This window comes from Streptomyces sp. NPDC050732, from assembly GCF_040654255.1.
Taxonomy (GTDB): Bacteria; Actinomycetota; Actinomycetes; order Streptomycetales; family Streptomycetaceae; genus Streptomyces.
This window is the reverse complement of the sequence record NZ_JBFAHP010000031.1, coordinates 86,598-111,375: the sequence shown is the minus strand read 5'-3', so window position 1 is coordinate 111,375 and position 24,778 is coordinate 86,598. Positions and strand designations below refer to the sequence as shown.

Below are 24,778 nucleotides of genomic sequence, written 5' to 3'. Positions count from 1 at the left end.
GACGTCCTGCGGGGGTAGGGGCAACTAGCCCGCCGCTTCGCGGCGGATGTCTCCCACCCACCCACCCGTTTGCCCTGCGACGTCCTGCGGGGGTAGGGGCGGGTGGGTGGGGTCTACCCCGCGGCGCTTCGCAGGTGTGAGGGAGGGGTGGGTGGGGTCTGGCCCGCGGCGCTTCGCAGGTGTGAGGGAGGGGTGGGTGGGGTCTGGCCCGCGGCGCTTCGCGGGAGTGAGGGAGAGGCGGGTGGGGTCTGGCCCTGCGGCGACGTGCTGCGGGGCTCGCGCACCGGCGCCCCGCCGGGCCGCAGGCGCTCGCGCTCGCGAGGGGACGTGGGGGTATGTGCGAACGGAGCACCGAGCCGGCTGTGGCGTCTTTGGACTTGAGGCGTGGCGCAGGGATGGCGAGTACGCACATACCCCCGCGGCCCCGCCCCACAACGCACAGCAGGCGTAGACCCCGACCCACGACGACCCGCACGCGCAGGCCCCGGCCCGCAGCCCCCGCCCAAGGCGCCCCCGCCAGACAACGCCCCGGTGACACAGCCCCACCCCCAGGCGTACCGTACGGGGTCAAACGAGCCGCGGAAGGGGCTGATCATGGCCGGACTCAGGGGATTTCTGCCGCCCAAGAGCGCCACCGGCCGGTCCTCCATCGTGCCCCCACCCCCCTGGCACTACTCCGGCGACCTCCTCACAGTCGAGTACCGCACCGACCCGGCCCGCGTCCGCGAACTCCTTCCCGCCCCCCTCGATCCCGCCCCGGACGACCCCGGCGCGGTCGCCGTCATCTGGGCCGACTGGCAGTCCTGCGGCGCCGACAGGACCGAACTCCTCGACCCCGTCCGCGCCCAGTACAAGGAGTGCTTCGCGGTCGTCCGCTGCGCCTACCGCGGCCGTACCTACTCCCGGTGCGTCTACATCTGGGTCGACAAGGACTTCGCCGTCGCCCGCGGCAACCACCAGGGCTACCCGAAGAAGCTCGGCTCCATCCACCTCACCCGCCCCCACCCCTACGGCCCCGCCCCCCGTATCGAACCCGGCGCGGTCTTCGGCGCCACGCTCGCCGCCGCCGACCACCGTCTCGCCCAGGCGGTGGTCACCCTGCGCGCCCCCTCGCCCACCAACGGCTTCGTCAACGCCCACCCCATGGCCCACCACCGTCAACTCCCCTCCATCGACGGGAAGGGCCTCGCCCTGGACGAGCTGATCGAGTCGGGCGCCGCCGCCTTCGAGGGCGGCCAGGCCTGGTCGGGCGAGGCGGAACTCGACCTCTTCGAGGCGCCCACGGAGGAACTGGCCGCGCTCACCGTCGAGGAGCCGATCGGCGCGTACTACCGTCAGGTGGGCGTCACCTGGAACGGGGGGACGCTGTTGGAGCGCGCGCTGTAGACACCGGCTCGGCCGAGCTTCGGCCAACCCCGATCCCGGGCCCCGCCCAGCCCCACCCAGCACACGAACCACACAAGGAGATACCGAGTGACGGGCCACCGCACCATCCGCGAGACCGAGAAGGCGGTCCGGGCCAAGCTCGGCGATACCGGCACCGCTGTCCAGTACGCGCAGATGGCCGCCGTCTCGAACATCTACCGCGCGGCGACGGCCGTACGGCAGCACTTCGAGAATTCCGTGCTTCGCGGCGCCGAACTGACGTGGACCTCCTTCGTGGTCCTCTACGTCGTCTGGATCTGGGGCGAGACGGAGACGCGGTACGTCGCCGAGGAGGCCGGCATCTCCAAGGGCACGCTCACGGGGGTCGCCCGCACGCTCATGGGCCGGGGCCTCGTCGAGCGCCGCGGTCACCCCGACGACGGCCGGCTCGTCCTGCTCCGCCTCACGGATGAGGGCGAGCGCCTGATGGGGGAGGTCTTCCCCGCCTTCAACGCCGAGGAGGCCTTCGTCACGGAGGGGTTGTCGGACGAGGAGTGCGAGACGTTGGCGGATCTGCTGCGCAGGATCGTCGTACGGACGGAGGAGCGGGGGGACGAGCGGCGACAGCACCTCTTGAACGGTGCGGCGCCGGTGCCTCGGCGCAGTGGCCGCAGGCCCAAGCGGCCCGCGTAGGCCCGCGACCGGCACCCGGCACCCGGCACCCCGTGCCCGGTACTCCGTGCCCTGCGCCCCGCGCCCCGCTCCTCGTGCGTTCCTGCGGGCCGGTGGGGGCTGGTCGCGCAGTTCCCCGCGCCCCTGGGGGTGGTTCCGGTGTGTGGTCGCTGCGGGTTGGTGGGGGTTGATCGCGCAGTTCCCCGCGCCCCTGGGGGTGGTTCCGGTGCGTGGTCGCTGCGGGTCGGTGGGGGCTGGTCGCGCAGTTTCTCGCGTCCCTAAAGGGGTGCTGCGGATGCCCGGATCAGTGCGTCGAACAAGGCCTGCTGGCCCGCATCCACCCCCGCCGTATCCTCCGGATGCCACTGCACCGCGGCGAACCACCCATCCCCGCCCACGAGTTCCAGCGCCTCGACGGTCCCGTCCGCCGCCCACGCGACGGCGGCCAGGCCCCGGCCGAGGCGGTCCACGCACTGGTGGTGGTAGCAGGAGACCGGCACCTCACCGGAACCCGCCCCACCCGCCCCCATCGCCCGCGCCACCGTGGAACCGGGCACCACCCGCACCGGGTGCACCACATGGCGGTGGTCCGAGCCGGGGCCGCCCATGTCCTGGCGCAACGTGCCGCCGAGAGCGACGTTCACCGCCTGCAGCCCGCGGCACACCGCCAGGGTCGGCAGGCCGACGGCCAACGCGCGGTCGACGAGGGCGAGATCGAAGTCGTCCTGAGCGTCATCGACGTCGTACACGGCACTGTGCACTCCCGCCCCCGCTCCAGGCTCCCTCTCTACCCCCACCGCCACCCTCACCCCCACCCCGTACCGCCACGGCGCGATGTCCCCGCCGCCCGGCAGCAGCAGTCCGGCGCAGCGCGACAGCCGTTCGGCGGCCTCGTCCGGTGGGCCGGGGAGCATCATGAACGGCTCGCCGCCCGCGCGGAACACGGCCTCGGCGAGGGCGCGGGCGGTGACGACGGCGGCGTAGCGGAGGGCGGAGGTCGTCGCGGCGTACCGCTGGGGGAGGGCGATCAGCGGTCGACGGCACGGCATTGAGGGCTCCTCACGGCCGGGACGGACCGGTACTCGTTTGATCCCAAACGGTAGCCGAACAGCCCGGCCCTCACGAGGGGTTGACCCCCACCCGGCCCCGCTCGTACGTTGTTTGGGTTCAAACGAACTGGAGGCAGTGATGGCTCAGGTTCCTCCCACCGCGACCGTCGAGGGCGTATCCATCGACACCCGCCACTGGATCGACGGCACCCGCGTGGCCACCTCCACCCCCAACACCTCCTCCACCCCCAACACCTCCTCCACGCCCCCCACCTTCACCGACCACTCGCCCATCGACGGCACCCCGCTCGCCCCCATCGCACGTGGCGGCCCCGGCGAGGCGCGTGCCGCCGTGGTCGCCGCCCGTACCGCGTTCCCGGGGTGGGCGGCGACGCCGCCCGTCGAGCGGGCCCGGCTGCTGCACGCCGTCGCCGACGGCGTCGACGCCCGCGCCGAGGACCTCGCGGCGGTCGAGACCGCCGACAACGGCGCACTGCTGCGCTCGCACCGCCGAGGCGTCATGCCGCGCGTCGCGCACAACTTCCGCTACTTCGCGGACCGGCTCCTCGCCCTCGGCCACGAGGACTTCGACACGCGGGGCCACACGAACCACGTCAGCTGGGATCCGGCGGGCCCCGCCGTGCTGATCACGCCGTGGAACGCTCCGCTGATGCTGGCCAGTTGGAAGGTGGCGCCGGCGCTCGCGGCGGGCTGCACCGTCGTGCTGAAGCCCGCCGAGTGGGCCCCGCTGACCGCTTCCCTCCTCGCCGACATCACGCACGAGGCGGGGCTGCCGCCGGGCGTCTTCAACCTCGTGCAGGGGTACGGAGAGGAGGCCGGGGCGCCCCTCGTCGCCGACCCCGACGTGCGCCGCGTCAGCTTCACCGGCTCCGTGCCCACCGCCCGCCGCGTCGCCGGGGCCGCCGCCGCGAACCTCGTGCCCTGCAGCTTCGAGCTGGGTGGCAAGTCGCCGCTGGTCGTCCTCGCCGACGCGGACCTGGACCTCGCCGCCGACCTCGCCGTGGAGCAGTACGACAACGCCGGGCAGGTCTGTCTCGCCGCCACCCGCATCCTCGTCGAGGAGCCCGTGCGCGACGCCTTCCTCGGGCGCTTCCTCGACCGGGTGGCGAAGCTGGCCCAGGGGGACCCGCGCGACGAGGCCACCGACGTCGGGCCCAACATCCATCCCCGGCATGTGGAGCGTGTCGACGGGTTCGTCCGCCGTGCCGTCGAAGCGGGTGCGAAGGTTGTCACCGGCGGCGGCCGCAACACCGCGCTCGGCGGGAACCACTACCTCCCCACCCTCCTCACCGACGTCGCCCAGGACTCCGAGATCGTCCAGGAGGAGGTCTTCGGGCCGGTCCTCACCCTCCAGACGTTTCCCGAAGGTGACGACGACGAGGCCGTGCGTCTCGCCAACGGCACCCGCTTCGGCCTCGCCGCCACCCTCGCCGCCGGTGACCGGGACCGCGCGGCGCGGATCGGCGCGCGGCTCGTGGCGGGCACGGTCTGGGTCAACTGCTTCTTCGTACGCGATCTCTCCGCGCCCTTCGGCGGGGCGCGCAGCTCCGGCATCGGGCGCGAGGGCGGCGACTGGTCCTTCGACTTCTACTGCGACCTCAAGAACACCGTGACCGCGCCGAAGGGGTGGGAGGCCCACCATGAGTGAGGCGAGGCCCGCCACGGGTGAGGCCAGGGGCGAGATCGTCGGAGCGGGGCTGCTCGCCCACGTACCGACCATCGTGCTGCCCGAGGAGACCCGCAGGGAACTCAACGAGGGCCACGAGATCAGCCTCGTCCCCGGCCTGCGCACCCTGCGCGCCGACGTCTTCGAGACGCTCGACTACGACACCGTCGTCGTCCTCGACTCGCACTGGGCGACCACCGTCGAGTTCGTGGTCTCCGCGCACCCCCGCCGCGCCGGTCTCTTCACCTCGGAAGAGCTGCCGCGCGGCATGTGCCGCATGCCGTACGACTACCCGGGCGATCCCGAACTCGCGCATTCCGTCGCACGGTTCGCGGAGAAGCACGGCACCTGGATCACCCCGATCGACGACCCCTTCCTGCCCGTGTACTACGCCACGATCAACCTGTGGACGTACCTGGGCCACGGCCTCCCCGAGAAGAAGTGGGTCTCGATCGGGGTCTGCCAGACCGGTGACGTCGAGGACCACCTGCGGCTCGGCCGCGCGCTCGCCGACGGCATCGGCGCGCTGCCCGGCCGCAAGGTCCTGCTCATCGCGTCCGGCGCCCTCTCGCACACGTTCTGGCCGCTGCGCGAACTGCGCGCCCACGAGGCGAGCGACGCCTCCCACATCCGTACGCCCGAGGCGCGGGCCGCCGACCGGCAGCGCATCGAGTGGTTCGAGCGCGGCGACCACGCACAAGTCCTGCGCACGATGCCGGAGTTCCTCACGCACAAGCCGGAAGCGCGGTTCGGGCACTACCTCATGATGATCGGCGCCCTCGGCGAAGAGCGCTGCACCGCCGCCGGGCGCCCCTACAGCGCGTACGAGAACTCCGTCGGGACCGGGCAGATCCACCTCTGGTTCGACCGGCCGGCCGACGGCTGGACCGGTACCGGCACCGGCACCAATACCGCTACCGGCACCGGCCCGAAGGAGGCAGTCGCATGAGGACGAGCAGCATCGAGTACCGGCGCGTCCTCCTCGACGGAGCCGCCGTCCAGGTCGTGCGCGACGGCGACGAGCTCGTGGCCCCGGACGGCCGCCGCGTCAAGGCGTCCGAGGCGCACCACCTCGCTCCCGTGCGACCCTCCAAAGTGATCGCCGTGCACCTCAACCACCACAGCAGGGTCGCGGAGTTCGGGGCCACGCTGCCGCCCGCGCCCACGTACTTCCACAAGCCCGTCTCCGCCCTCAACGCCCACGGCGGCGCGGTCGTACGCCCCGACGGCTGCCAGTACCTGAACTACGAGGGCGAGATCGGCATCGTCATCGGCCGCACCTGCCGCAACATCGCGCCCGCGGAGGCCGGTCCGTACATCGCGGGCTACACCGTCGCCGACGACTTCGGCCTGCACGACTTCCGCGACACCGACGCCGGGTCGATGCTCCGCGTCAAGGGCTCCGACACGCTCTGTCCGCTCGGGCCGGGCCTGGTCACCGGCTGGGACTTCCGCGGCAAGTACCTGCGGACATACGTCAACGGCGCGCTCGTCCAGGACGGTTCGACGGACGAGATGGCGTGGGACATGCACTACCTCGTCGCCGACATCGCCCGCACGATCACCCTGGAGCCGGGCGACGTCCTGCTCTCCGGGACGCCCGCGGGGTCCCGCCCCGTCCGCCCCGGGGACGTCGTCGAGGTCGAGGCCGAGGGCCTCGGACGGCTCACCAACCACATCGTCACCGGGCCGACGGCGGTCCGCACCGACGTCGGCGCCCAGCCCACCGCGTCCGAGGAGGTCCTCTCCACGGCGCTCGGCGGCGACTGGGAGTTCCGCGGCATCCGCCGGCCGCGCCGCTGAAGCCCACTGGACGTCACTTCGCAGTCGCAGTCGCAGTCGCAGCAGAGGAGTTGGAATGGGAAGGGTCATCGTCACCGTGGACCTGGACGTCTGCCAGGACCACGGGCAGTGCGTGTTCGCCGCGCCGGACATCTTCCGGCTCGACGGCGAAGGACACCTCGCGTACGTCGACTCGCCCGACGAATCGCTGCGCGCCGATGCCGAGGACGCCGCCGACGTCTGCCCGCTGCAGGCCATCCGGGTCGAGGGCTGAGGGCCGGGCCATGGGGGCATCGGCAGGGGCAGCGGCGGGCATCGCCGTCGTGGGCGCCTCGCTGGGCGGGTTGCGCGCGGCGGAGCAGCTGCGGGCCGCGGGCTGGCGCGGAGCGATCACGGTGTTCGGCGACGAGCCCCATCTCCCGTACAACAGGCCGCCGTTGTCCAAGGAAGTCCTCGCGGGCGAGGTGCCCGCCGGTACCACCCGATTGCGCCGCCGCCCCAGCGTCGAGGACGTCGAATGGCGTCTGGGCGTGGCGGTCGCGTCCGCCGATCCGGCCGCGTGCACGCTCACGCTGGCCGATGGTTCGGCGTACGCGTACGAGGGTCTCGTGGCCGCGACGGGGGTGCGGCCACGACGACTCCCGCTCACCGGGGGCCCGCCCCGGTACGTCCTCCGCACCCTGGAGGACTCGGCGGCCCTGCGTGCCCGGCTGGGCCGGGGCGTCCGGGTGCTGGTGATCGGCTCCGGTTTCATCGGCTGCGAGGTGGCGGCGACGGCGCGTACGGCGGGCTGCGACGTGACGGTCGTCGCGCCGGAGGCCGAGCCGATGCTCCTCGCGGTCGGTGAGGAGCCGGCCCGGGCGCTGCGGCGCCGCCACGAGGCGCGGGGCGTACGCTTCCTGATGGGCCGCGCAGCCACCGGGCTCACTCCCCGCACCGCTGTGCTGGACGACGGCACCGAGGTCCCGGCCGACGTGGTCGTCGAGGCGGTCGGCTCACTGCCCAACACCGAATGGCTGGCCGCGAGCGCCGGACTCGACCTCACCGACGGCATCCTGTGCGACGCCCTCCTGCGCATCGGGGGCCTCCCGCACGCGGTGGCCGTCGGCGACGTCGCCCGCTTCCCGAACCCGCGCTACGGCCCCGTGCCGCGCCGCGTCGAACACTGGTCGATGCCCGGCGACACCGCGCGCCACGCGGCCCGCACCCTGGTCGCGGGTCTGACCGGTACCGACCGGCCCGACCCCGCCCCCTTCGCCCCGCTGCCGTCCTTCTGGAGCGACCAGTTCGGACTCCGCCTGCAATCCTTCGGCCAGCCCGCCCTCGCCGACCACTGCCGCCTCCTGGAAGGCGACCCGACCACTTCCGACGGCGACCTCCTCTACGGCTACTACCAGGCCGACCGCCTGATCGGCATCACCGCACTGGGCGGCCCCAAAGCCACAGCCAAAGCCTCCCACCACCGCTCCCACCTGCTCCCCCTACCCGAGCCGGCACTCTGACCGACACACGGCCCGGCTCCTGATCCTCAGTGGGCCCCCGGCCGCAGCCCCCGCACCCAGTGGCGCAGAACCAGCCGAGGAACGCGGCGGGTGAGTCACGCGCCGACGGCCGACGCCGCTTCCCGAACCAGCGCTCTGCCCCGGCGGCCCGGCGCCCTGGCGACCGCTCGGCTCGCAGGCGGTCCGGATCCTCAACGCACGCACCATCGGCGGCAGCCCCCGGCCCGGTGCCGCGGCCGCAGGCCTGGCTGTGACGGCCGCGGCGGCCCGCCACGCGGCGTACAGCGGCCGGCGGCTGCTCGGCTCGCAGGTGGCCCGGCTCCTCAGTGGGCCCCCGGCCGCAGCCCCCGCACCCAGTGGCGCAGAACCAGTCGGGGCACGCTGCGGGTGAGCCATGCGGAGGTCAGGCCGATGGCGGTGCCGGCGGCGACGTCCGTCGGGTAGTGGGCGCCGGACTGTACGCGTTCGACGGCGACCATGGCGGCCGGTACCGCGCACAGTGCGCCGGCGAGTGGCAGGCTCGGGGCGACGGCGGCGGTGAAGGCCACGGCGGCGGCGGTGTGGCCGGAGGGGAAGGACGAGGACTCGGAGCGGTCCTCGACGTCGTCGTGGGGGATCCACTCCTTGGGCGGCCTGGGCCTGTCGACGAGCTGCTTGCCGATGCCGTTGGAGAGGATTTGTGCCACCGCCATGGACGCGAGGCCCGCGACGGCGGCCGTGCGGCCACGTCGGCCGCCCGTGCAGGCCATCACCGCGGCCGCACCCCACCACAGCTTGGTGCTCTCCGCCATCTCCTCCACCGCCGACAGCGCCCGGTGCAGGCCGGGCGGAGCCCCGGCGGCGATCCGCTTGGTCAGGTGACGGTCTGCCTGATGTGTCTTTGCCAGCAAGCTCATGACCGGGGAGTATCCCGTCGATCATCGACCATGCCCGGGCAACGCACGGGAAACGGAAGGGGCAGCACCCCCGCACGGGTGCTGCCCCTTCATCGCGAACCGGAACCGCCGCCGCATCGGTACTGAGGGTCGGGGACGCGGCGACGGTCCCGGGGTCTGTGGGCTACCGGTGGTCGCTGCCCGTCGAGTGGGACGCCGCGCGGCCGGCCTCCAGGCGGGCCACCGGGATGCGGAACGGCGAGCAGGAGACGTAGTCCAGGCCCACCTCGTGGAAGAAGTGCACGGACTCCGGGTCGCCGCCGTGCTCGCCGCAGACGCCGAGCTTGAGGTCGGGGCGCGTGGCGCGGCCGGCCTTGACCGCGTCCTTCACCAGCTTGCCGACGCCGTCCTTGTCGATCGTCTCGAACGGGGAGACACCGAAGATGCCCTTCTCCAGGTAGGCCGTGAAGAACGAGGCCTCCACGTCGTCGCGGGAGAAGCCCCAGACGGTCTGCGTGAGGTCGTTCGTGCCGAAGGAGAAGAACTCGGCGGCCTCCGCGATCTGGTCCGCGGTGAGCGCGGCCCGCGGCAGCTCGATCATCGTGCCGAGCGCCAGCTTCAGCTCGACGCCGGTGGTCTCCTGGACCTCCGCGATGACCTGCTCGGCCTCCTCGCGGACGATCTCCAGCTCCTGGACGGTGCCGACGAGCGGGATCATGATCTCCGCGCGCGGGTCGCCCTTGGCGGTCTTCCGCTCGGCCGCGGCCTCGGCGATCGCACGGACCTGCATGGTGAACAGACCCGGGATTACCAGGCCGAGGCGTACGCCGCGCAGGCCCAGCATCGGGTTCTGCTCGTGCAGGCGGTGCACGGCCTGGAGGAGGCGCAGGTCGTTCTCGTTGGCGTCCTTGCGGGACTCGGCGAGGGCGACGCGGACGGAGAGTTCCGTGATGTCGGGGAGGAACTCGTGCAGCGGCGGGTCGAGGAGACGGACCGTCACCGGAAGGCCGTCCATCGCCTCGAAGAGCTCCACGAAGTCGCGCTTCTGGAGGGGGAGGAGTTCCTTGAGCGCGTCCTCGCGCTCGTCGTCGGCGTCGGCGAGGATCAGCCGCTCGACCATCTCGCGGCGCTCACCGAGGAACATGTGCTCGGTGCGGCACAGGCCGATGCCCTGCGCGCCGAAGCGGCGGGCCCGCAGCGCGTCCTCGGCGTTGTCCGCGTTGGCACGGACGCGCAGGCGGCGCACCCGGTCCGCGTACGCCATGATCCGGTGCACGGCGGCGACCAGCTCGTCGGCGTCGTCGGCGCCCGCGTGCATGCGGCCCTCGAAGTACTCGACGACGGGGGAGGGGACCACCGGCACCTCGCCGAGGTACACCTTGCCCGTCGAGCCGTCGATGGAGACGGTGTCGCCCTCCTCGACGACCACGCCGCCCGGCGCGGTGAGGCAGCGCCGCTTGGTGTCGACCTCCAGCTCCTCGGCACCGCAGACACAGGTCTTGCCCATGCCGCGCGCCACGACCGCCGCGTGGGAGGTCTTGCCGCCGCGCGAGGTCAGGATGCCCTCGGCGGCGATCATGCCGTCGAGGTCGTCGGGGTTGGTCTCGCGGCGGATCAGGATGACCTTCTCGCCGGAGCGCGACCACTTGATCGCGGTGTACGAGTCGAAGACGGCCTTGCCGACCGCGGCACCCGGCGACGCGGCGATGCCCCGGCCGAGCTGCTCGACCTTGGCGCTCTCGTCGAAGCGCGGGAACATCAGCTGCGCGAGCTGCGCGCCGTTGACGCGCTGGAGCGCCTCGGCCTCGTCGATCAGGCCCTGGTCGACGAGCTGCGTCGCGATGCGGAAGGCGGCACCGGCGGTGCGCTTGCCGACGCGGGTCTGCAGCATCCACAGCTGCCCGCGCTCGATGGTGAACTCGATGTCGCACAGGTCCTTGTAGTGCGTTTCGAGGGTCTCCATGATCTGCATGAGCTGGTCGTACGACTTCTTGTCGATCTGCTCCAGATCGGCGAGCGGCACGGTGTTGCGGATGCCCGCCACGACGTCCTCGCCCTGCGCGTTCTGCAGGTAGTCGCCGTACACGCCCTGGTGGCCGCTGGCCGGGTCGCGGGTGAACGCGACGCCCGTGCCGGAGTCGGGGCCGAGGTTGCCGAAGACCATCGAGCAGACGTTGACGGCCGTGCCGAGGTCGCCGGGGATGCGCTCCTGGCGGCGGTAGAGCTTGGCGCGGTCGGTGTTCCACGACTCGAAGACCGAACGGATCGCGAGGTCCATCTGCTCGCGCGGGTCCTGCGGGAAGTCCCGCCCGGCCTCCGTCTTGACGATCTTCTTGAACTTGGTGACGAGCTTCTTCAGGTCGGCCGCTTCGAGGTCGGTGTCGACCGCGACCTTCTTCGCCTTCTTGGCGGCCTCCAGCGCCTCCTCGAAGAGGTCGCCGTCGACGCCGAGGACGGTCTTGCCGAACATCTGGATGAGCCGGCGGTACGAGTCCCACGCGAAGCGGTCGTCGCCGGACTGCTTGGCGAGGCCCGTCACGGACTTGTCGGAGAGCCCGATGTTCAGGACGGTGTCCATCATGCCGGGCATCGAGAACTTGGCGCCCGAGCGCACCGAGACGAGCAGCGGGTCGTCGGCCTGGCCGAGCTTCTTGCCCATCTTCTTCTCAAGGGCGTCGAGGTGCGCACTCACCTCGTCGCGCAGCTCGGCCGGCTCCTCGCCGCTGTCGAGGTACGTCTTGCAGGCCTCGGTGGTGATGGTGAAGCCCGGGGGGACGGGCAGCCCGAGGTTGGTCATCTCGGCGAGGTTCGCGCCCTTCCCGCCGAGGAGGTCCTTGAGGTCCTTGTTGCCTTCGGTGAAGTCGTAAACGAACTTAACGCCCTCACTCGTGTGAGCTACGTGGGGATCTTTGTTTTCCGACACGGGTCTCGGCTCCTGGAGGACTCGGTGGCTGCCCTGACGGCCAGGAACATACCCAGATCGAAGGCATCTGGGTACGTCCACTTGTGCGTCATACGGCCGTAACCACCCGTCCGCCGCTAGATCGAAAGTGACTCAGCGGTAGCGCAGGTCTCTCGCTTGCCTTCAAGGCTTGAACGCTCAACCCCCGTAGAACCCATAAAACGCTCGTATGAGCGCTGCTAACTCAGATGTGAGTTCATGCCGTGAATGATCGAGCATTGGCACTGAGTGCCAGTCATTGGAGAAGTGCAGTCGGGCGGCAGGTCGCTCATCTGAGCATCAGGTCTATCAGGCGTGGCGAGAATCACGCCGTTTGAGGCGGCCGAATGTCAGCATGCGGACCCGCTACGGGCATGCTCAGCCGCAGCTCCGCTGGTGGGGTGGCGATGGGTGGCGATGGGGCGGTGACGGGTGGCGCGGTGGAGAAGTCTTCCGGCCAGATCTTCGACCTCGGCCGGAATGTCCCTTTGGCACCGCGTGCCGCCGCCCCCTCAGTCGTCGATCCCCGACCTCTCCACCCCCGCCACGATCCACCGCTGGAAGAACAGGAACACCACCAGCAGCGGCACGATCGACACCGCAGCCGCCACGAACAGCTCGTGCAGGCGGATGACCTGGGACGTCGTGAAGGTGGCGAGGGCCACCTGCACCGTCCACGCGTCGCGGTCCTGGCCGATGACAAGGGGCCACAGGAAGGAGTTCCACGCGCCGATGAACACGATCGTGCCGACGGCCGCGAAGACGGGGCGCGAGTTGGGGACGACCACGCGCCAGTACGTACGCCAGTAGCCGAGGCCGTCCACCCGCGCCGCGTCCTCCAGCTCCCTGGGGAAGCCCAGGAAGTACTGGCGGAAGACGAAGCAGGCGAAGGCGGAGAACAGGGTCGGGACGATCAGGCCGCGCAGGGTGGAGACCCAGCCGAGCGACGAGACGAGCACGAAGCTCGGGACGAAGGTGACGGCGGCCGGGACCATCATCGTGCCGAGGATCGCGTAGAAGACCCGGTCGGCGTGGCGGTAGGGGATGCGGGCCAGGCCGTACCCGGCGAGCGAGGCCAGGACGAGGGTGCCGAGCGTCGTCGCGACGGCGATCAGGGAGGAGTTGAGCAGCGCGCGGGCCATCGGTACGGCCGGGTCGGCGAAGAGCTCGGAGAGGTTCGACCAGTGCAGCGTCGAGGGGAAGAACGTCCAGTCGGGGGAGGTGATGTCGTCCTCGGACGCGAGGCCGTTGCGGACGAGGAGGTAGAAGGGGATCAGGAACAGCAGCGCGAGGGCGACGAGCAGGACGACGCGCAGCGCGCGGCCCACGCGGACCAGGGCGTCCTCCAGCGGCCTCTTCACCGGTGTGGTCACGGCTGTCAGTCCTCCTTCCCGCCGAGGCCGAACCAGCGTGCCTGGCCGACCGTCACCACCGCGATGATCAGCGCGAGGAGCACCGCGCCCGCGCTGCCGAGGCCGAGGTTCTGCTCCCGGCCGAGTGCCGTGTAGTAGAGGTAGACGAGCGGCGGGCGCGCGTGGGGCGGGTAGCCGCTGGAGGTCGAGAGCAGGTTGTAGAACTCGTCGAAGGCCTGGAAGGCGTTGATGACGAGGAGCAGCGTGACGGCGACCGAGGTGGCGCGCAGCTGCGGGAGCGTGATGTGGCGCAGGACCTGCCAGCCGGGCCGCGCCCCGTCCACGGCGGCCGCCTCGTAGAGAGTGGGGGAGATGCGTTGCAGGCCCGCCAGGAAGAGGATCATGTAGAAGCCCGCCTGGAGCCAGAGCCGTACGGTGACGATGACCAGCCAGTACCAGGGTGGCTCCGTCGTCGAGAGCCAGGCGATCTGCTCGGCGCCGAACCAGTCGAGGACGGTGTTGGCGAGCCCGAACCGCACCCCGTTGAAGATCGCCAGCTTCCAGATCAGCGCCGCCACGACGTAGCTGCACGCCGCCGGGAGGAAGAAGACGGACCGGAAGAACGCCTGGGCGCGCCGCAGCCGGTTCACCATCAGGGCGAGCGCGAGCGACAGCGCGAAGGTCGTCGGGACGATGAACGCCGAGAAGACCGCGAAGGTGACGAGGCTGTCGGTGAACGCCTCGTTCCGCAGCATCGACGTGTAGTTGTCGAGGCCGACGAAGTCGTCGGGCGAGACGGTGTTGTGGGCGTCGAAGAAGCTGAGGTACACGCTCCAGGCGAGCGGCACATAGGTGAAGAGGACCAGGCCGAGCGCGAAGGGGCCGACGAACACCCAGAACCAGAGGGTGCGGTTCTGGGTGCCCAGGAGCCGGCTCCTGGCGGGGGCGCGGTCGACGGGGGCGCGGCTCACGACTTCTTCTTGACCCGGTCCAGCTCCGCCCGCACCTTCCGTACGACGGACTTGAGCTCGCTCTCCGGATTCGCGCCGGACTTGATGATCCGGCTCAGCGCGTCCTGGTACGCGGTGCGGCTCGCCGGCGTCCACAGCAGCGGCTCGGAGTAGCCGTACTCGGTGGAGTAGCGCACGGCGTCCGCCGCCGGGCCCTCCTTCAGCTTGTCGGCCTTCTTCGCGAGGGAGAGCCTGGCCGGGATGTGGAAGCCGTAGGACAGCGCGAAGTCCTCCTGGTACTCCGTCCCGTCGATCCACAGCCACTTCAGGAAGTCCTTCGCCTCCTTCTTGTGGTCGCTGCGGGCGCTCACCGCCGCGCCGTACGACCCGACGGGCAGCGACGCCTTGCCGCCGGACCCGTCGGCGGGCAGCGCGAGGACACCGAAATCGTCGCCCAGCTCCTTCTTCACCGCGGGCAGCGCCCACAGCCCGCACCACTGCATGGCGGTCAGCTCCTGCACGAACGCCGACGGGTCCGACCAGTCGGCGGGCGCGCCCAGCAGCAGCGACTTGTCGGCGTACAGCTGACGCAGCTTGCCGAGGGCGCGGGCGGCCGCGGGATCGTCGAAGCCGACCTCGCCGTCCTCGGTGACGGAGGAGAGGCCCGCCGCGTACAGGGGCGTGACGCCGAGGGCGCCCGCGCCGCCGTCGTTGCCGAGGAAGAGGCCCTTCACGTCCTTCGTGGTGAGCGCCTTCGCCGCGTCGACCAGCTCGTCCAGGCTCTCCGGCGGCCGCACTCCGGCGTCGTCGAGCAGGCTCTTGCGGTAGTAGAGCAGGTGCATGTCGACGACCTGCGGGACGGCCCAGATCTTCCCGTCGTACGTCTTGGGGGCGAGCACGGCCGGATTGAAGTCGTCCCGCACGCCGTCGAACAGGTCGGTGAGGTCGACGACCTGGCCGCCCCGGATCTGGTCCAGGGAGGGGCCGTTGACCTCGAAGACGTCGGGGCCGGAGTCCGTGAGCAGCGCCGCCGCGGTCTGCTCGTCGTAGTTGCCCGGCCGCCACTGGACGCTGACGTCCGCCTTCTTGTACGCGGCCGCGTACCGCTTCACGGCCTGCTCGGTGCCCGGCTCGCCGTACTGGTGGTACCACTGCGCGAGCCGCGGGCCCTTGCCGCCCGAGCCGCCGCCGTCGCGCCCGGTGTTGGACCCGCACGCGGTGAGCAGTCCGAGCGCGGCGCCCGTCGCACCTGTCCCGAGAAGTGTCCTGCGGCTGATGGCCATGCTGGTCGTCCCCCTGCGTGACGTAGGTGTGTGCCGGGCCCAACGATCAACCATGCGGTGGGATTACGACAGGGGTGTTGCAGCCGAGTGTCACCCTTCGGACACGCTGCGGCAGAACGCACGACGTGCCGTGCCGCGTCAGCGGGCCGTCAAGGTGGGCGCACGGCGTGTATGCGGCGCGTCAAGGGCGACGACGCGACCCGGAGTACCGTCGTACCGTGCCGCACATGGGACACAACAGGACGAGACGGGGCGCCGCGCGGACGACTGGAGCGCGCGGCGAGACGGGCGCGCGCTGGGGGAGGAATGCGTCCCGGGGGTCGGATGCGACCCAGGGGGCGGACGCGCCGGGAGCGCCCCGCGGGACGGACGCGGCTCAGGGGCCGGATGAGCCTTACGGGCCGGACGCGCCCTACGGGTCGGCTGCGCCCTACCGGGCGGATGCGGCCCACGGACCGGACGCACCCTACGGGCCGGATGAGTTCTACGGGCCGGAAGCGCCCCGCGGGTCGGCCGCGTCCCACAGGCTGGCCGCGTCCCACGGGGCGGATGAGCCTTACGGGCCGGACGCGCCCCACGGGGCGGATGAGCCCTACGGGTCGGCCACTCTCCACGGGGCGGATGAGCCCTACGGGCCGGGGACCCCGTACGCGACCGTGTCGGACCGGGGCTGGGGGGCCGATGTGCGGGCCGCCGTCTTCTGCTCGGTCGGGCTCTTCGGGCTCGTCCTCTTCATCGACTGGGCCGGCGGCACCCTCACCCCCGCCCGCATCGGCCTCTGGGCCCCGCTCTCCGCGCTGCTCTACCTGGTGCTGCACCCCGTACGGGTGACCGCGGGCCCCGGCTGGCTCGCGGTACGGGGCCTCGGGCGCCGCAAGCACGTCTGCACCAACCTGCTGACCGCCGTGCGGCACCGCGAGGGCGTCGCCGCCCGGCTGGTCCTGTGCGACTCGCTCGGCAACCGCGTCGAGCTGGACCCGCGGGTCCTCGTCGACAACCCGCTGCTCCTGCACCGCCTCGACACCGGGGCCCGCGCCGCGCGGGAGGCCGGGCTGCTCAGGACGGGCTGCGCCGAGCTGCGGCGGCTCACCGAGCGCGCCGACGGGGCGGCGGCCAAGGCCGTCTTCGAGGCGTCGGACCTGCACTGAGGTACTGAGGTGCTGAGGTGCTGAGGGGACCTTCGGCGGTGGACACCCCACCCACCGCCCGTGGCACAGTTTCACGTGTGGACATCGCATCCCGCGCCGACCTCGACGTGCTCCTCCGCCGCTTCTACACGGCGGCCTTCGCCGACCCGCTGATCGGCCCCTTCTTCACGGAGATCGCCGGCACCGTCCTCGACGCGCACCTGCCCCGCATCACCGACTTCTGGGAGCGGGCACTGTTCCGCAGCGCGGAGTACCGGCGCGACGCGTTCGCCCCGCACGCCGCGCTGCACGCGGCGCGTCCGCTCACCGCCGCGCACTTCGGCCGCTGGGTCCAGCTGTGGCACGCCTCCGTCGACGGACTGCACCGGGGCCCGGCCGCCGAGCGCGCGAAGGAGCAGGGGGAGCGGATCGCGCTCGCCCTGCTCCGGCGTCTCGGCGGCAGGGACGCCTCGACCGCCGGGGACGGCCCCGGCTTCATCCCGCTGGCGGCGCTGGAGCTGCGCAGAGCGGCGTGAAACGTACGCCGCTCCTCAGCTCTTGAACCGCGAACCGCGAACCGCGAACCGCGAACCGCGAACCGCGAAGCGCGAACCGCGGCAGAGGCGGGTCTCAGGCCGCCGCGCCGCCGTCGATCACCAGGTCCGCGCCGACCACCGAGCCGGACTCGTCGGAGGCCAGGTACAGGACCGCCGCGGCGACCTCCTCGGTCGTCGACACGCGGCCCAGCGGCGTCGCCTCCTTCATGCGGGCCGCCCGGCCGGCCTCGGTCTCGCCCGGCTGGAGCGACATGGAGGTCGCGGAGGCGCCCGGGCTGACGGTGTTGATGCGGACGCCGTCCCTGATGTACTCGGCGGCGGCCGCGCGGCTCAGTGCGGAGACGGCGGCTTTGGTCGCCCCATAGGCCGCCGTGCCCGGCGCGCTGGTGTGCGCGCCGAGGGTGGAGCCGATGTTCACGATGGTGCCGCCCGTCGGCTGGGTGCGCATCTGCTTCACCTCGGCCTGGAGGGCGAGCAGGACGCCGGTGACGTTGATGTCGAGCATCGTGCGCCAGTCCTCCTCGGGCAGTTCGGCGACCGGCTGCCCGGCGCGCAGGACGCCCGCGTTGTTCACGGCCACGTCCAGGGAGCCGAAGCGGTCGACGGCGGCGGCGACGAGCGCCGCGAGGTCGGCGGAGCGGGAGACGTCGGCGGTGACGACGAGGGCCTTGCCCCCGGCGCCCTCGATGAGGTCCGCGGTCTCCCGCAGGGGGCCCTCGGTGCGCCCGGCGACGACGACGTTCGCGCCCTCGGCGGCGAAGGCGAGGGCCATGGCGCGGCCGAGGCCGGTGCCGCCGCCGGTGACGAGGGCGGTGCGGCCGGCGAAGCGGGAGCGGGTGGCGGTAGCAGTCATGACAGCTCTTTTCTTGACCGATCGGTTCAATATAAGGGCAAATAAAAAGGGATGGCCCGCAGAAGGGCAGCCGCAGAAGGGTGGCCGGCCCTCAGTCGAGCAGAGCCAGTGCCTGCTCCACCGCGTCCCGCACCCGCACGGGATCCGCGGACGCCTTGCCGACCACCCGCACGCCCTGCAGCACGACGAGCAGCATGCGGGCGAGCGTCAGCGGGTCGCGGCCCTCGGGCAGTTCGCCCTGCGCCTGCGCGCGGACGAGCGCGGAGTGCAGGAGGGTTTCGATCTGGTCCCAGTTCCGCTCGACGCCGCGGGCGGCCGCCTCGTCGTGCGGGCCCAGCTCGGCCGCGGTGTTGGTGACGAAACACCCGGCCAGGCGGCCCTCCTCGGAGGTGGACTCCGCGCCGAAGCGGCGCACCAGCGCGCGCACGGCGGGCAGCGCGGGGCCCGGCTGCGCCAGCTCCGCGAGCAGCAGCGGCCGCTGGAGCTCGCCGTACCTCTCCAGTGCCTTCAGGTACAGCTCGTGCTTGTTCCCGAAGGTCGCGTAGATGCTGGCGCGCCCGATGCCGAGCGCCTCGACGAGGTCCGCCATCGACGTCGCCTCGTAGCCGCGCCGCCAGAACAGCTCCAGGGCCGACTGCAGCGCGGCGTCCGGATCGAATTCCTTGGTCCTGGCCACGAGGAGAACGCTACGTCTTTTTGGAACGGTCGGTCAAGCAACTCGGTCAAGCAACTCGGCCAAGCGGGTCCGTCAAGTAAGTCGGTCAAGCGACCCGCACCGGGTGTACCTCGACCGACACCTCATCGTCGTCCAGGCACCGCCCCGTCTCCAGGTCGAACCGCTGCTTCAGGAGCGGCGAGGCGACGAACGGCCGCCCCCGCTCCGTCCCGAGCAGCCCTCGGGAGAGGACCGCGGCGCCCGTGAACGGGTCGCGGTTGTCGATCGCGTACGCGCGTCCCTCGCGGTCGAGGAAGAGCGCCGCCTGGCGCCCGTCCGGCAGCAGGGCCGCGATGCCCCGGCCCGGCATCAGCTGCGTGCGGTCGCACACCGGCAACCAGTCGTCTTCCAGGCGCAGTTGCACGCGCGCGGGGGTCGGGTCGCTCATCGTGAGGCTCCTTCCAGGGGGCGGGGGCTGATGGACAGCAGGGGGAGGTCCGGCTTGATCTGGTCGCGCTCGGGGACGAAGCCGACCGTGGGGTCGGGCACGCCCGGCGCGTTCACGAAGGACACGAAGCGCGCGAGGCGCTCCGGGTCGTCCAGGGTCTCGGCCCACTCGTCGCGGTAGTGCGTGACGTGGGCGGCCATCAGCGACTCCAGCTCGTCGCAGATGCCCAGCGAGTCGTGGACGACGACGTCGCGCACGTGGTCGAGGCCGCCGTCGATCCGGTCCAGCCAGGCGGCGGTGCGCTCCAGGCGGTCGGCGGTGCGGATGTAGAACATCAGGAACCGGTCGATGAGGCGCACCAGTTCGGCGTCGCTCAGGTCCTGCGCGAGGAGGTCCGCGTGGCGCGGGGTGGCGCCGCCGTTCCCGCCGACGTACAGGTTCCAGCCGCTGGCCGTGGCGATCACGCCGAAGTCCTTGGACTGGGCCTCGGCGCACTCGCGGGCGCAGCCGGAGACCGCCGACTTCAGCTTGTGCGGGGCGCGCAGGCCGCGGTAGCGCAGTTCGAGGTCGATGGCCATGCGGACGGAGTCCTGCACGCCGTACCGGCACCAGGTCTGTCCCACGCACGACTTCACGGTGCGCAGCGCCTTGCCGTAGGCGTGGCCGGACTCGAAGCCCGCGTCCACCAACCGCGCCCAGATGACCGGCAGTTGTTCGACGCGGGCGCCGAACAGGTCGATGCGCTGCCCGCCGGTGATCTTCGTGTAGAGGCCGAAGTCCCGCGCCACCTCGCCGATGACGATCAGCTTCTCGGGGGTGATCTCGCCGCCGGGGATGCGGGGCACCACCGAGTAGGAGCCGTTCTTCTGGAGGTTGGCGAGGAAGTGGTCGTTGGTGTCCTGGAGCGCGGCCTGCTCGCCGTCGAGGACATAGCCGCCCGCGCCGATCGTCGGGGCGAGCGACGCGATGATCGAGCCGACCGCCGGCTTGCACTCGTCGCAGCCCTCGCCGCCGCGCGCCTCCTCCCGGCCGTGCGCGTCGAGGAGTTCGCGGAAGGAGGTGATGCGCAGGGCGTGGATGATCTCGTACAGCTCCTGGCGGGTCTGCCCGAAGCAGCCGCACAGCCCGCCGTCACCGCTCTTCGGGAGGAGCTGCCCGATCACCTTCAGGCAACTGCCGCAGCCCGTACCGGCCTTGGTGCACTTCTTCACCTCGGGCAGCGAGGAGCAGGCGCAGATCTGGTCCTTGGTGACGTTGTGGCAGTTGCAGATCACCGCGGAGCCGGGCAGCGCCTCCGGGCCGAGCTGGACGGGGGCGCCCGCGCCCGCGGGCAGCACCAACTGCTCGGCGGGGACCGGCGGTACGGACCCGGTGAGCGGCCGCAGTACCCCGTACGCGTCCGCGTCGCCGACGAGGATGCCGCCGAGCAGCTCGCCGCCGGGCGCCATCACCAGCTTCTTGTACGTCCCCGAGCGCGAGTCGGTGTAGACGACGTCGAGGCAGCCCTCCGCCGTGCCGTGCGCGTCGCCGAACGACGCCACGTCGACACCGAGGAGCTTCAGCTTGGTCGACAGGTCGGCGCCGGTGAAGCTCGCCTCCTGGGCGGCGATGGTGGCGGCCGCCGTCTGCGCCATCTCGTAACCCGGCGCGACCAGGCCGTAGACGCGCCCGTCCGCCGCGAGGGCGCACTCGCCGATGGCGAAGATGTGCGGGTCGCTGGTGCGGCACTGCTCGTCGACCGTGATGCCGCCGCGCTCGCCGACCGTCAGGCCGTGGTCGCGGGCGAGCTGGTCGCGCGGCCTGACGCCCGCGGAGAACACCACCAGATCCGTGGCGACCTCACTGCCGTCGGACAGCTTCATGCCGGTCACGGCGCCGTCGTCGCCCGTCACGATCTCCTGCGTGCCGGTGCCGGTGTGCACGGTCAGACCCATGCCGGTGATGGTCCGCAGGAGCGCGGCGCCGCCGCCCTCGTCGACCTGCACGGGCATCAGCCGCGGCGCGAACTCCACGACGTGCGTGGTGAGTCCGAGCCCCTTCAGGGCGCCCGCCGCCTCCAGGCCGAGCAGCCCGCCGCCGACGACCGCGCCGGTGGTGGCGCGCCGCTTCGCGTACTCCTCGATGGCGAGCAGGTCCTCGATGGTGCGGTAGACGAAACAGCCCGTCGCGTCCTTGCCGGGCACCGGCGGCACGAACGGGTAGGAGCCGGTCGCGAGCACGAGCGTGTCGTACGCGAAGACGGCGCCCGAGCGCGCGGTGACCGTTTTCGCCTCGCGGTCGAAGCTCTCCGCCGCGTCGCCCACGTACAGCTCGATGCCGTGCTCGTCGAGGAACGCGCGGTCGGTCATGGAGAGTTCGTCGGGCGTGCGGCCCGAGAAGTACGAGGTGAGCTGGACGCGGTCGTAGGCCGGGCGCGGCTCCTCGCACAGGACGACGATCCGGTGGGACGCCGTGAGGCCCTGCTCGGCGGCGGCTTCGAGGAACCGCTGGCCGACCATGCCGTGCCCGACGAGTACGAGAGTGGGGCGGGGGTGCGGGGTCTGTGCGGGCGTGGGCATCTCAGCGGCCTCCGTCGGAAGTGAGCAGGTGGAGCAGGGGGCTGTCGTCGTCGGGCAGCGGGTCGTCGGCCTCCCACGCGCGGGCCAGCGCGCCGACCGCCGCGAGCTCGCCGAGCAGGACGCCGCCGACGAGACGGCCGCCGCGGACGACGACCTTGCGGTACGTGCCGCGGGTGGCGTCGGCGAGCTGGATGACGTCGTCGTCGGGGCGCGGCTCCGGGTCGCCGAAGGCCGCGAGGTCCAGCGGGCCGGGGCCCGGCAGGGTGAGGCGCGTGAGGGTACGGGTGCCGGTGTACGGGCGGGCGGCGTCCCGCACGGCGGGTTCGCGGGCGAGCGCCGCGGCGAGCGCGTCGGCCTGCTCCACGGCGGGCGTCGCCAGACCGTAGACGCGGCCCGCGTGCTCCGCACAGTCGCCGACGGCCCGGATGTGCGGGTCGGACGTCCGCAGCAGATCGTCCACGACGACGCCGCGGCGCACGTCGAGACCGGCGGCCAGCGCAAGACCGGTGCGGGGCCGCACCCCGCAGGCCAGGACGGTCAGATCGGTGTCGAGCAGATAGCCGTCGGCGAGCTCGACGCGGCGCACGGCACCGTCGCTGACGCCCACCCCGCGCACCCGGCACTCGGTGTGCACCTCCACCCCGAGGTCCGTGAGGTGCCGGCGCACCAGCTCCGACGAGGCCGGGTCGAGGTGCCGCTCCATGAGCCGCTCGGCCTGCTGGGTCAGGACGACCTGGGCACCGCGCACGGCGAGCGCCCGGGCCGCCGAGACACCGAGCAGGCCGCCGCCGATGACGACGGCGCGGACGCCCGGCGTCACGGCCGCGGACAGGGCGAGACAGTCGTCCATGGTCCGGAAGGCGTGCACCCCGCCGGGAAGTTCGTGCGCACCCGGCGCGAACAGGCCGCGCAGCGGCGGCAGGACCGGGTTCGAGCCCGTCGCGAGGACGAGCGTGCCGTACGGGACGACGCTGCCGTCCGCACAGTGCACCCGCCGGTCGGCGCGGTCCACACGGACCACGCGGGTGCGGAGCACGGGGCCCGGCGGGCTCGGCAGGGTGATCACGTCCGGCCCGTACCGGCCCGCGAGGACCTCGGCGAGCAGCACACGGTTGTACGGGGCGTGGTCCTCCTCGCCGATCAGTACGGTGCCGGCGCCGAGGCGCTGCGCCACGCGGGTGCCGGCCAGGCCCGCGCCGATCACCACGACACCGGTGCCCGGTGCGGGGCCGGGAGGCGGCAGCTGCGCTGAGGAGGTCATGTCCCGCAGCGTGCGGTGCGGGTGTTACCCGGCCGGGGCCGGGTTGTTTCCCTGGGGGAACGGTGTGCTCAGCGGGCGCCCCGGGTGCCTGTGAGGGGGTGTTCTGTCCCGCCGCTTCGCGGCGGATGCTTCCCACCCGCCCACCCACCCACCCGTTTGCCCCGCACCGCATCCGTGCCGTAGGGGCCCCTCGCCGGCCCTTGCTTAACCCCCCTTGAGGTGATCCTCAAGGGTGCCTTAAGGATCCCGGTTACCGGGCTGACCAGCCGTTTCCTCCCCTCGTCGGCGCCTAGTGTGCCGCCGTGACCCCCGAGGCAGCCGCACCCCCTCCCCGCATCGGCCCCCGAGCCCTCCGCACCGGCATCACCGGCGGCGGGCTCGCCGTCGGCGCGCTGTGGGCCGTACAGCTGGAGCCGTCCGCCCGGCTCGACGTGCTGTTCGCCACCGGGGCGCACCTGTCCGGGCTGCTCGCCGGGTACGGGGTCCTCGTCATGCTGTTCCTGATGGCCCGCGTCCCCGCCGTCGAGCACGGCGTCGGCGCCGACCGGCTCGCACGGCTGCACGCGCTCGGCGGACGGTACGTGCTGAGCCTCTGCGCGGCCCACGCCCTCCTCGCCCTCTGCGCGTACGCCGCCCACACCGACACCGACCTGGTCCACGCCACCCTCGGCCTGCTCGACTACCCGGCCCTCGCCGCCGCTGACCGAGTGCCGAACCGCCCCCTCACCGCCCCCCTCACGAGAAAGCTGGTCATGGGACGCCACCGCAAACCCCTCGCCCCCGCGCCGCACCCCACCCGCAGGGCCCGTCGCGGGCTCGCCGCCGGGCTGGCCGGAGTGAGCGCGCTGGTCGCCACGGTCCTCGCCCTCACCGTCGACCCGTCGGCGCCCCCGGCCCCCGACCGCCCCTCGGCGGGCGTGCCCGCTCCGCAGGCCGCACCCTGAACCGACCACAGAAGACGACCACACAAGACCTCAGAAGTCTCTCAAGAGACCTCAGAAGTCCCTCAAGTCTTGCCCTGACCCACCGATTTCCGTGGACGGCGCGGTGATCGCGTCCATAGGGTCGCGATCATGCCTGACATATCGCTGACCACGGTCGTCGTCCTCTGCCTCGCCGCCCTCGCGGCCGGCTGGATCGACGCCGTGGTCGGGGGCGGGGGACTGCTGCTGCTCCCCGCCCTGCTGCTCGGACTGCCCGGCGGCACCCCGGCCGCACACGCCCTCGGCACGAACAAGGCCGTCGCCATCGTCGGGACGACCGGGGCCGCCGTCACGTACGTCAGGAAGACACCCGTCGACGTACCGACCGCCGTGCGGATCGGCCTCGTCGCGCTCGCCGGGTCCATGGGCGGCGCCTTCTTCGCGGCGGGGATGAGCACCGAGGTGCTGAAGCCCGTGATCATGGTGGTGCTGCTCGCCGTCGCCGCCTTCGTGATCCTCAGGCCCGCCTTCGGCACCGCGCCCGCCACCGGACCCGCCTCCCCGAAGCGGATCCTCGCCGCGATCGGCCTCGCGGGCCTCGGCATCGGCTTCTACGACGGTCTCATCGGCCCCGGCACCGGCACGTTCCTCGTCCTCGCCCTGACCGCCGTGCTCCACCTCGACCTGGTCACGGCCTCCGCCACCGCGAAGATCGTGAACTGCTGCACCAACGCGGGTGCCCTCGCGATGTTCGCCTGGCAGGGCGCGGTCCTGTGGCAGCTGGCCGGTCTCATGGCCGTCTTCAACCTCGCGGGCGGCATGTTCGGCGCGCGCACGGCCCTCAAGAAAGGCAGCGGCTTCGTCCGGGTCGTGCTCCTGACCACCGTCTTCGGGCTCGTCGTGAAGATGGCGTACGAGCAGTGGGTGGTGTAGGGCTC

General features: G+C 72.3%; 22 protein-coding genes. 11 read left to right on the top strand and 11 right to left on the bottom strand.

Annotation, left to right across the window (positions count from 1 at the left end):
* Window positions 1-594: 594 nt before the first annotated feature.
* Window positions 595-1,386 carry an acetoacetate decarboxylase family protein gene (locus AB0H82_RS26535; protein ID WP_362996875.1) on the top strand — a complete coding sequence of 264 codons (792 nt, stop codon included), beginning with the start codon at window positions 595-597 and terminating at the stop codon, window positions 1,384-1,386.
* An 87-nt stretch (window positions 1,387-1,473) separates the two neighbouring features.
* Window positions 1,474-2,058: a MarR family winged helix-turn-helix transcriptional regulator gene (locus tag AB0H82_RS26530; RefSeq protein WP_362996873.1), complete on the top strand. Its 585-nt coding sequence runs from the start codon at window positions 1,474-1,476 to the stop codon at window positions 2,056-2,058.
* A 257-nt stretch (window positions 2,059-2,315) separates the two neighbouring features.
* Here AB0H82_RS26530 and AB0H82_RS26525 read toward each other — a convergent pair whose 3' ends face one another.
* Entirely contained in the window at window positions 2,316-3,086 is a 771-nt protein-coding gene (locus AB0H82_RS26525) for a gamma-glutamyl-gamma-aminobutyrate hydrolase family protein (protein ID WP_362996871.1), read from the bottom strand.
* 139 nt (window positions 3,087-3,225) lie between these two features.
* Between AB0H82_RS26525 and AB0H82_RS26520 the strand changes: the two genes are divergently transcribed.
* The 5 genes from AB0H82_RS26520 to AB0H82_RS26500 are packed head-to-tail and all read left to right on the top strand — an operon-like array spanning window position 3,226 to window position 8,057.
* Window positions 3,226-4,755, top strand: a complete 1,530-nt coding sequence (locus AB0H82_RS26520; protein WP_362996869.1) for an aldehyde dehydrogenase — start codon at window positions 3,226-3,228, stop codon at window positions 4,753-4,755.
* Window positions 4,748-5,722, top strand: a complete 975-nt coding sequence (locus tag AB0H82_RS26515; RefSeq protein ID WP_362996867.1) for a 3,4-dihydroxyphenylacetate 2,3-dioxygenase — start codon at window positions 4,748-4,750, stop codon at window positions 5,720-5,722. Before AB0H82_RS26520 ends, AB0H82_RS26515 begins: the two co-directional genes overlap by 8 nt.
* On the top strand, window positions 5,719-6,576 hold the full coding sequence (locus AB0H82_RS26510; RefSeq protein WP_362996865.1) for a fumarylacetoacetate hydrolase family protein: 858 nt from the start codon (window positions 5,719-5,721) through the stop codon (window positions 6,574-6,576). The genes AB0H82_RS26515 and AB0H82_RS26510 overlap by 4 nt, the downstream gene beginning before the upstream one ends.
* A gap of 55 nt (window positions 6,577-6,631) precedes the next feature.
* A complete protein-coding gene (locus AB0H82_RS26505; RefSeq protein WP_362996863.1) occupies window positions 6,632-6,829 on the top strand; it encodes a ferredoxin in 198 nt (65 codons plus the stop codon).
* Window positions 6,830-6,839: 10 nt separating this feature from the next.
* The gene (locus AB0H82_RS26500; RefSeq protein WP_362996861.1) at window positions 6,840-8,057 is read left to right on the top strand and encodes an FAD-dependent oxidoreductase; all 1,218 of its coding nucleotides are present in this window, start codon (window positions 6,840-6,842) and stop codon (window positions 8,055-8,057) included.
* 323 nt (window positions 8,058-8,380) lie between these two features.
* On the opposite strand, the gene AB0H82_RS26495 is transcribed toward AB0H82_RS26500, so the two are convergent.
* The 5 genes from AB0H82_RS26495 to AB0H82_RS26475 all read right to left on the bottom strand — a co-directional run bounded on the left by AB0H82_RS26495 (window position 8,381) and on the right by AB0H82_RS26475 (window position 15,458).
* Window positions 8,381-8,953, bottom strand: coding sequence for a phosphatase PAP2 family protein (locus AB0H82_RS26495; protein WP_362996859.1), 573 nt, complete (start codon window positions 8,951-8,953; stop codon window positions 8,381-8,383).
* Window positions 8,954-9,116: 163 nt separating this feature from the next.
* Window positions 9,117-11,855 (bottom strand): pyruvate, phosphate dikinase, encoded by a 2,739-nt coding sequence (ppdK, locus tag AB0H82_RS26490; protein ID WP_362996857.1) that lies wholly within the window; start codon window positions 11,853-11,855, stop codon window positions 9,117-9,119.
* Between the two features lie 530 nt (window positions 11,856-12,385).
* Complete coding sequence (locus AB0H82_RS26485; protein ID WP_362996879.1) at window positions 12,386-13,222, bottom strand: carbohydrate ABC transporter permease; 837 nt, start codon at window positions 13,220-13,222, stop codon at window positions 12,386-12,388.
* A 29-nt stretch (window positions 13,223-13,251) separates the two neighbouring features.
* Window positions 13,252-14,196 carry a sugar ABC transporter permease gene (locus AB0H82_RS26480; protein ID WP_362996855.1) on the bottom strand — a complete coding sequence of 315 codons (945 nt, stop codon included), beginning with the start codon at window positions 14,194-14,196 and terminating at the stop codon, window positions 13,252-13,254.
* Window positions 14,193-15,458: a sugar ABC transporter substrate-binding protein gene (locus AB0H82_RS26475; RefSeq protein WP_362996853.1), complete on the bottom strand. Its 1,266-nt coding sequence runs from the start codon at window positions 15,456-15,458 to the stop codon at window positions 14,193-14,195. The genes AB0H82_RS26480 and AB0H82_RS26475 overlap by 4 nt, the downstream gene beginning before the upstream one ends.
* Before the next feature lie 656 nt (window positions 15,459-16,114).
* On the opposite strand from AB0H82_RS26475, the gene AB0H82_RS26470 reads away from it, so the two are divergent.
* Both AB0H82_RS26470 and AB0H82_RS26465 read left to right on the top strand, forming a co-directional pair.
* The gene (locus AB0H82_RS26470; protein WP_362996851.1) at window positions 16,115-16,606 is read left to right on the top strand and encodes a hypothetical protein; all 492 of its coding nucleotides are present in this window, start codon (window positions 16,115-16,117) and stop codon (window positions 16,604-16,606) included.
* 77 nt (window positions 16,607-16,683) lie between these two features.
* Complete coding sequence (locus AB0H82_RS26465) at window positions 16,684-17,121, top strand: hemoglobin (protein ID WP_362996850.1); 438 nt, start codon at window positions 16,684-16,686, stop codon at window positions 17,119-17,121.
* A gap of 94 nt (window positions 17,122-17,215) precedes the next feature.
* On the opposite strand, the gene AB0H82_RS26460 is transcribed toward AB0H82_RS26465, so the two are convergent.
* The 5 genes from AB0H82_RS26460 to AB0H82_RS26440 all read right to left on the bottom strand — a co-directional run bounded on the left by AB0H82_RS26460 (window position 17,216) and on the right by AB0H82_RS26440 (window position 22,917).
* Window positions 17,216-17,995 carry a glucose 1-dehydrogenase gene (locus AB0H82_RS26460; protein WP_362996848.1) on the bottom strand — a complete coding sequence of 260 codons (780 nt, stop codon included), beginning with the start codon at window positions 17,993-17,995 and terminating at the stop codon, window positions 17,216-17,218.
* Between the two features lie 91 nt (window positions 17,996-18,086).
* A complete protein-coding gene (locus AB0H82_RS26455; protein WP_362996846.1) occupies window positions 18,087-18,671 on the bottom strand; it encodes a TetR/AcrR family transcriptional regulator in 585 nt (194 codons plus the stop codon).
* An 85-nt stretch (window positions 18,672-18,756) separates the two neighbouring features.
* A complete protein-coding gene (nirD, locus tag AB0H82_RS26450) occupies window positions 18,757-19,098 on the bottom strand; it encodes a nitrite reductase small subunit NirD (RefSeq protein ID WP_362996844.1) in 342 nt (113 codons plus the stop codon).
* Window positions 19,095-21,656 carry a nitrite reductase large subunit NirB gene (gene nirB / locus AB0H82_RS26445; RefSeq protein WP_362996842.1) on the bottom strand — a complete coding sequence of 854 codons (2,562 nt, stop codon included), beginning with the start codon at window positions 21,654-21,656 and terminating at the stop codon, window positions 19,095-19,097. Before nirB ends, nirD begins: the two co-directional genes overlap by 4 nt.
* A 1-nt stretch (window position 21,657) precedes the next feature.
* Window positions 21,658-22,917, bottom strand: a complete 1,260-nt coding sequence (locus AB0H82_RS26440; protein ID WP_362996841.1) for an FAD-dependent oxidoreductase — start codon at window positions 22,915-22,917, stop codon at window positions 21,658-21,660.
* Between the two features lie 302 nt (window positions 22,918-23,219).
* On the opposite strand from AB0H82_RS26440, the gene AB0H82_RS26435 reads away from it, so the two are divergent.
* Both AB0H82_RS26435 and AB0H82_RS26430 read left to right on the top strand, forming a co-directional pair.
* Window positions 23,220-23,861 (top strand): hypothetical protein, encoded by a 642-nt coding sequence (locus AB0H82_RS26435; RefSeq protein WP_362996839.1) that lies wholly within the window; start codon window positions 23,220-23,222, stop codon window positions 23,859-23,861.
* Between the two features lie 129 nt (window positions 23,862-23,990).
* Window positions 23,991-24,773 carry a TSUP family transporter gene (locus tag AB0H82_RS26430; RefSeq protein WP_362996837.1) on the top strand — a complete coding sequence of 261 codons (783 nt, stop codon included), beginning with the start codon at window positions 23,991-23,993 and terminating at the stop codon, window positions 24,771-24,773.
* Window positions 24,774-24,778: the final 5 nt, after the last annotated feature.

Bases quoted from the DNA above. Each gene is read 5' to 3' on its own strand.
- AB0H82_RS26475 (WP_362996853.1), bottom strand. From the start codon at position 15,458: ATGGCCATCAGCCGCAGGACACTTCTCGGGACAGGTGCGACGGGCGCC.
- AB0H82_RS26515 (WP_362996867.1), top strand. From the start codon at position 4,748: ATGAGTGAGGCGAGGCCCGCCACGGGTGAGGCCAGGGGCGAGATCGTC.
- AB0H82_RS26525 (WP_362996871.1), bottom strand. From the start codon at position 3,086: ATGCCGTGCCGTCGACCGCTGATCGCCCTCCCCCAGCGGTACGCCGCG.
- nirD (WP_362996844.1), bottom strand. From the start codon at position 19,098: ATGAGCGACCCGACCCCCGCGCGCGTGCAACTGCGCCTGGAAGACGAC.
- AB0H82_RS26500 (WP_362996861.1), top strand. From the start codon at position 6,840: ATGGGGGCATCGGCAGGGGCAGCGGCGGGCATCGCCGTCGTGGGCGCC.
- AB0H82_RS26440 (WP_362996841.1), bottom strand. From the start codon at position 22,917: ATGACCTCCTCAGCGCAGCTGCCGCCTCCCGGCCCCGCACCGGGCACC.
- AB0H82_RS26495 (WP_362996859.1), bottom strand. From the start codon at position 8,953: ATGAGCTTGCTGGCAAAGACACATCAGGCAGACCGTCACCTGACCAAG.
- AB0H82_RS26520 (WP_362996869.1), top strand. From the start codon at position 3,226: ATGGCTCAGGTTCCTCCCACCGCGACCGTCGAGGGCGTATCCATCGAC.
- nirB (WP_362996842.1), bottom strand. From the start codon at position 21,656: ATGCCCACGCCCGCACAGACCCCGCACCCCCGCCCCACTCTCGTACTC.
- AB0H82_RS26430 (WP_362996837.1), top strand. From the start codon at position 23,991: ATGCCTGACATATCGCTGACCACGGTCGTCGTCCTCTGCCTCGCCGCC.
- AB0H82_RS26505 (WP_362996863.1), top strand. From the start codon at position 6,632: ATGGGAAGGGTCATCGTCACCGTGGACCTGGACGTCTGCCAGGACCAC.
- AB0H82_RS26510 (WP_362996865.1), top strand. From the start codon at position 5,719: ATGAGGACGAGCAGCATCGAGTACCGGCGCGTCCTCCTCGACGGAGCC.
- AB0H82_RS26535 (WP_362996875.1), top strand. From the start codon at position 595: ATGGCCGGACTCAGGGGATTTCTGCCGCCCAAGAGCGCCACCGGCCGG.
- AB0H82_RS26460 (WP_362996848.1), bottom strand. From the start codon at position 17,995: ATGACTGCTACCGCCACCCGCTCCCGCTTCGCCGGCCGCACCGCCCTC.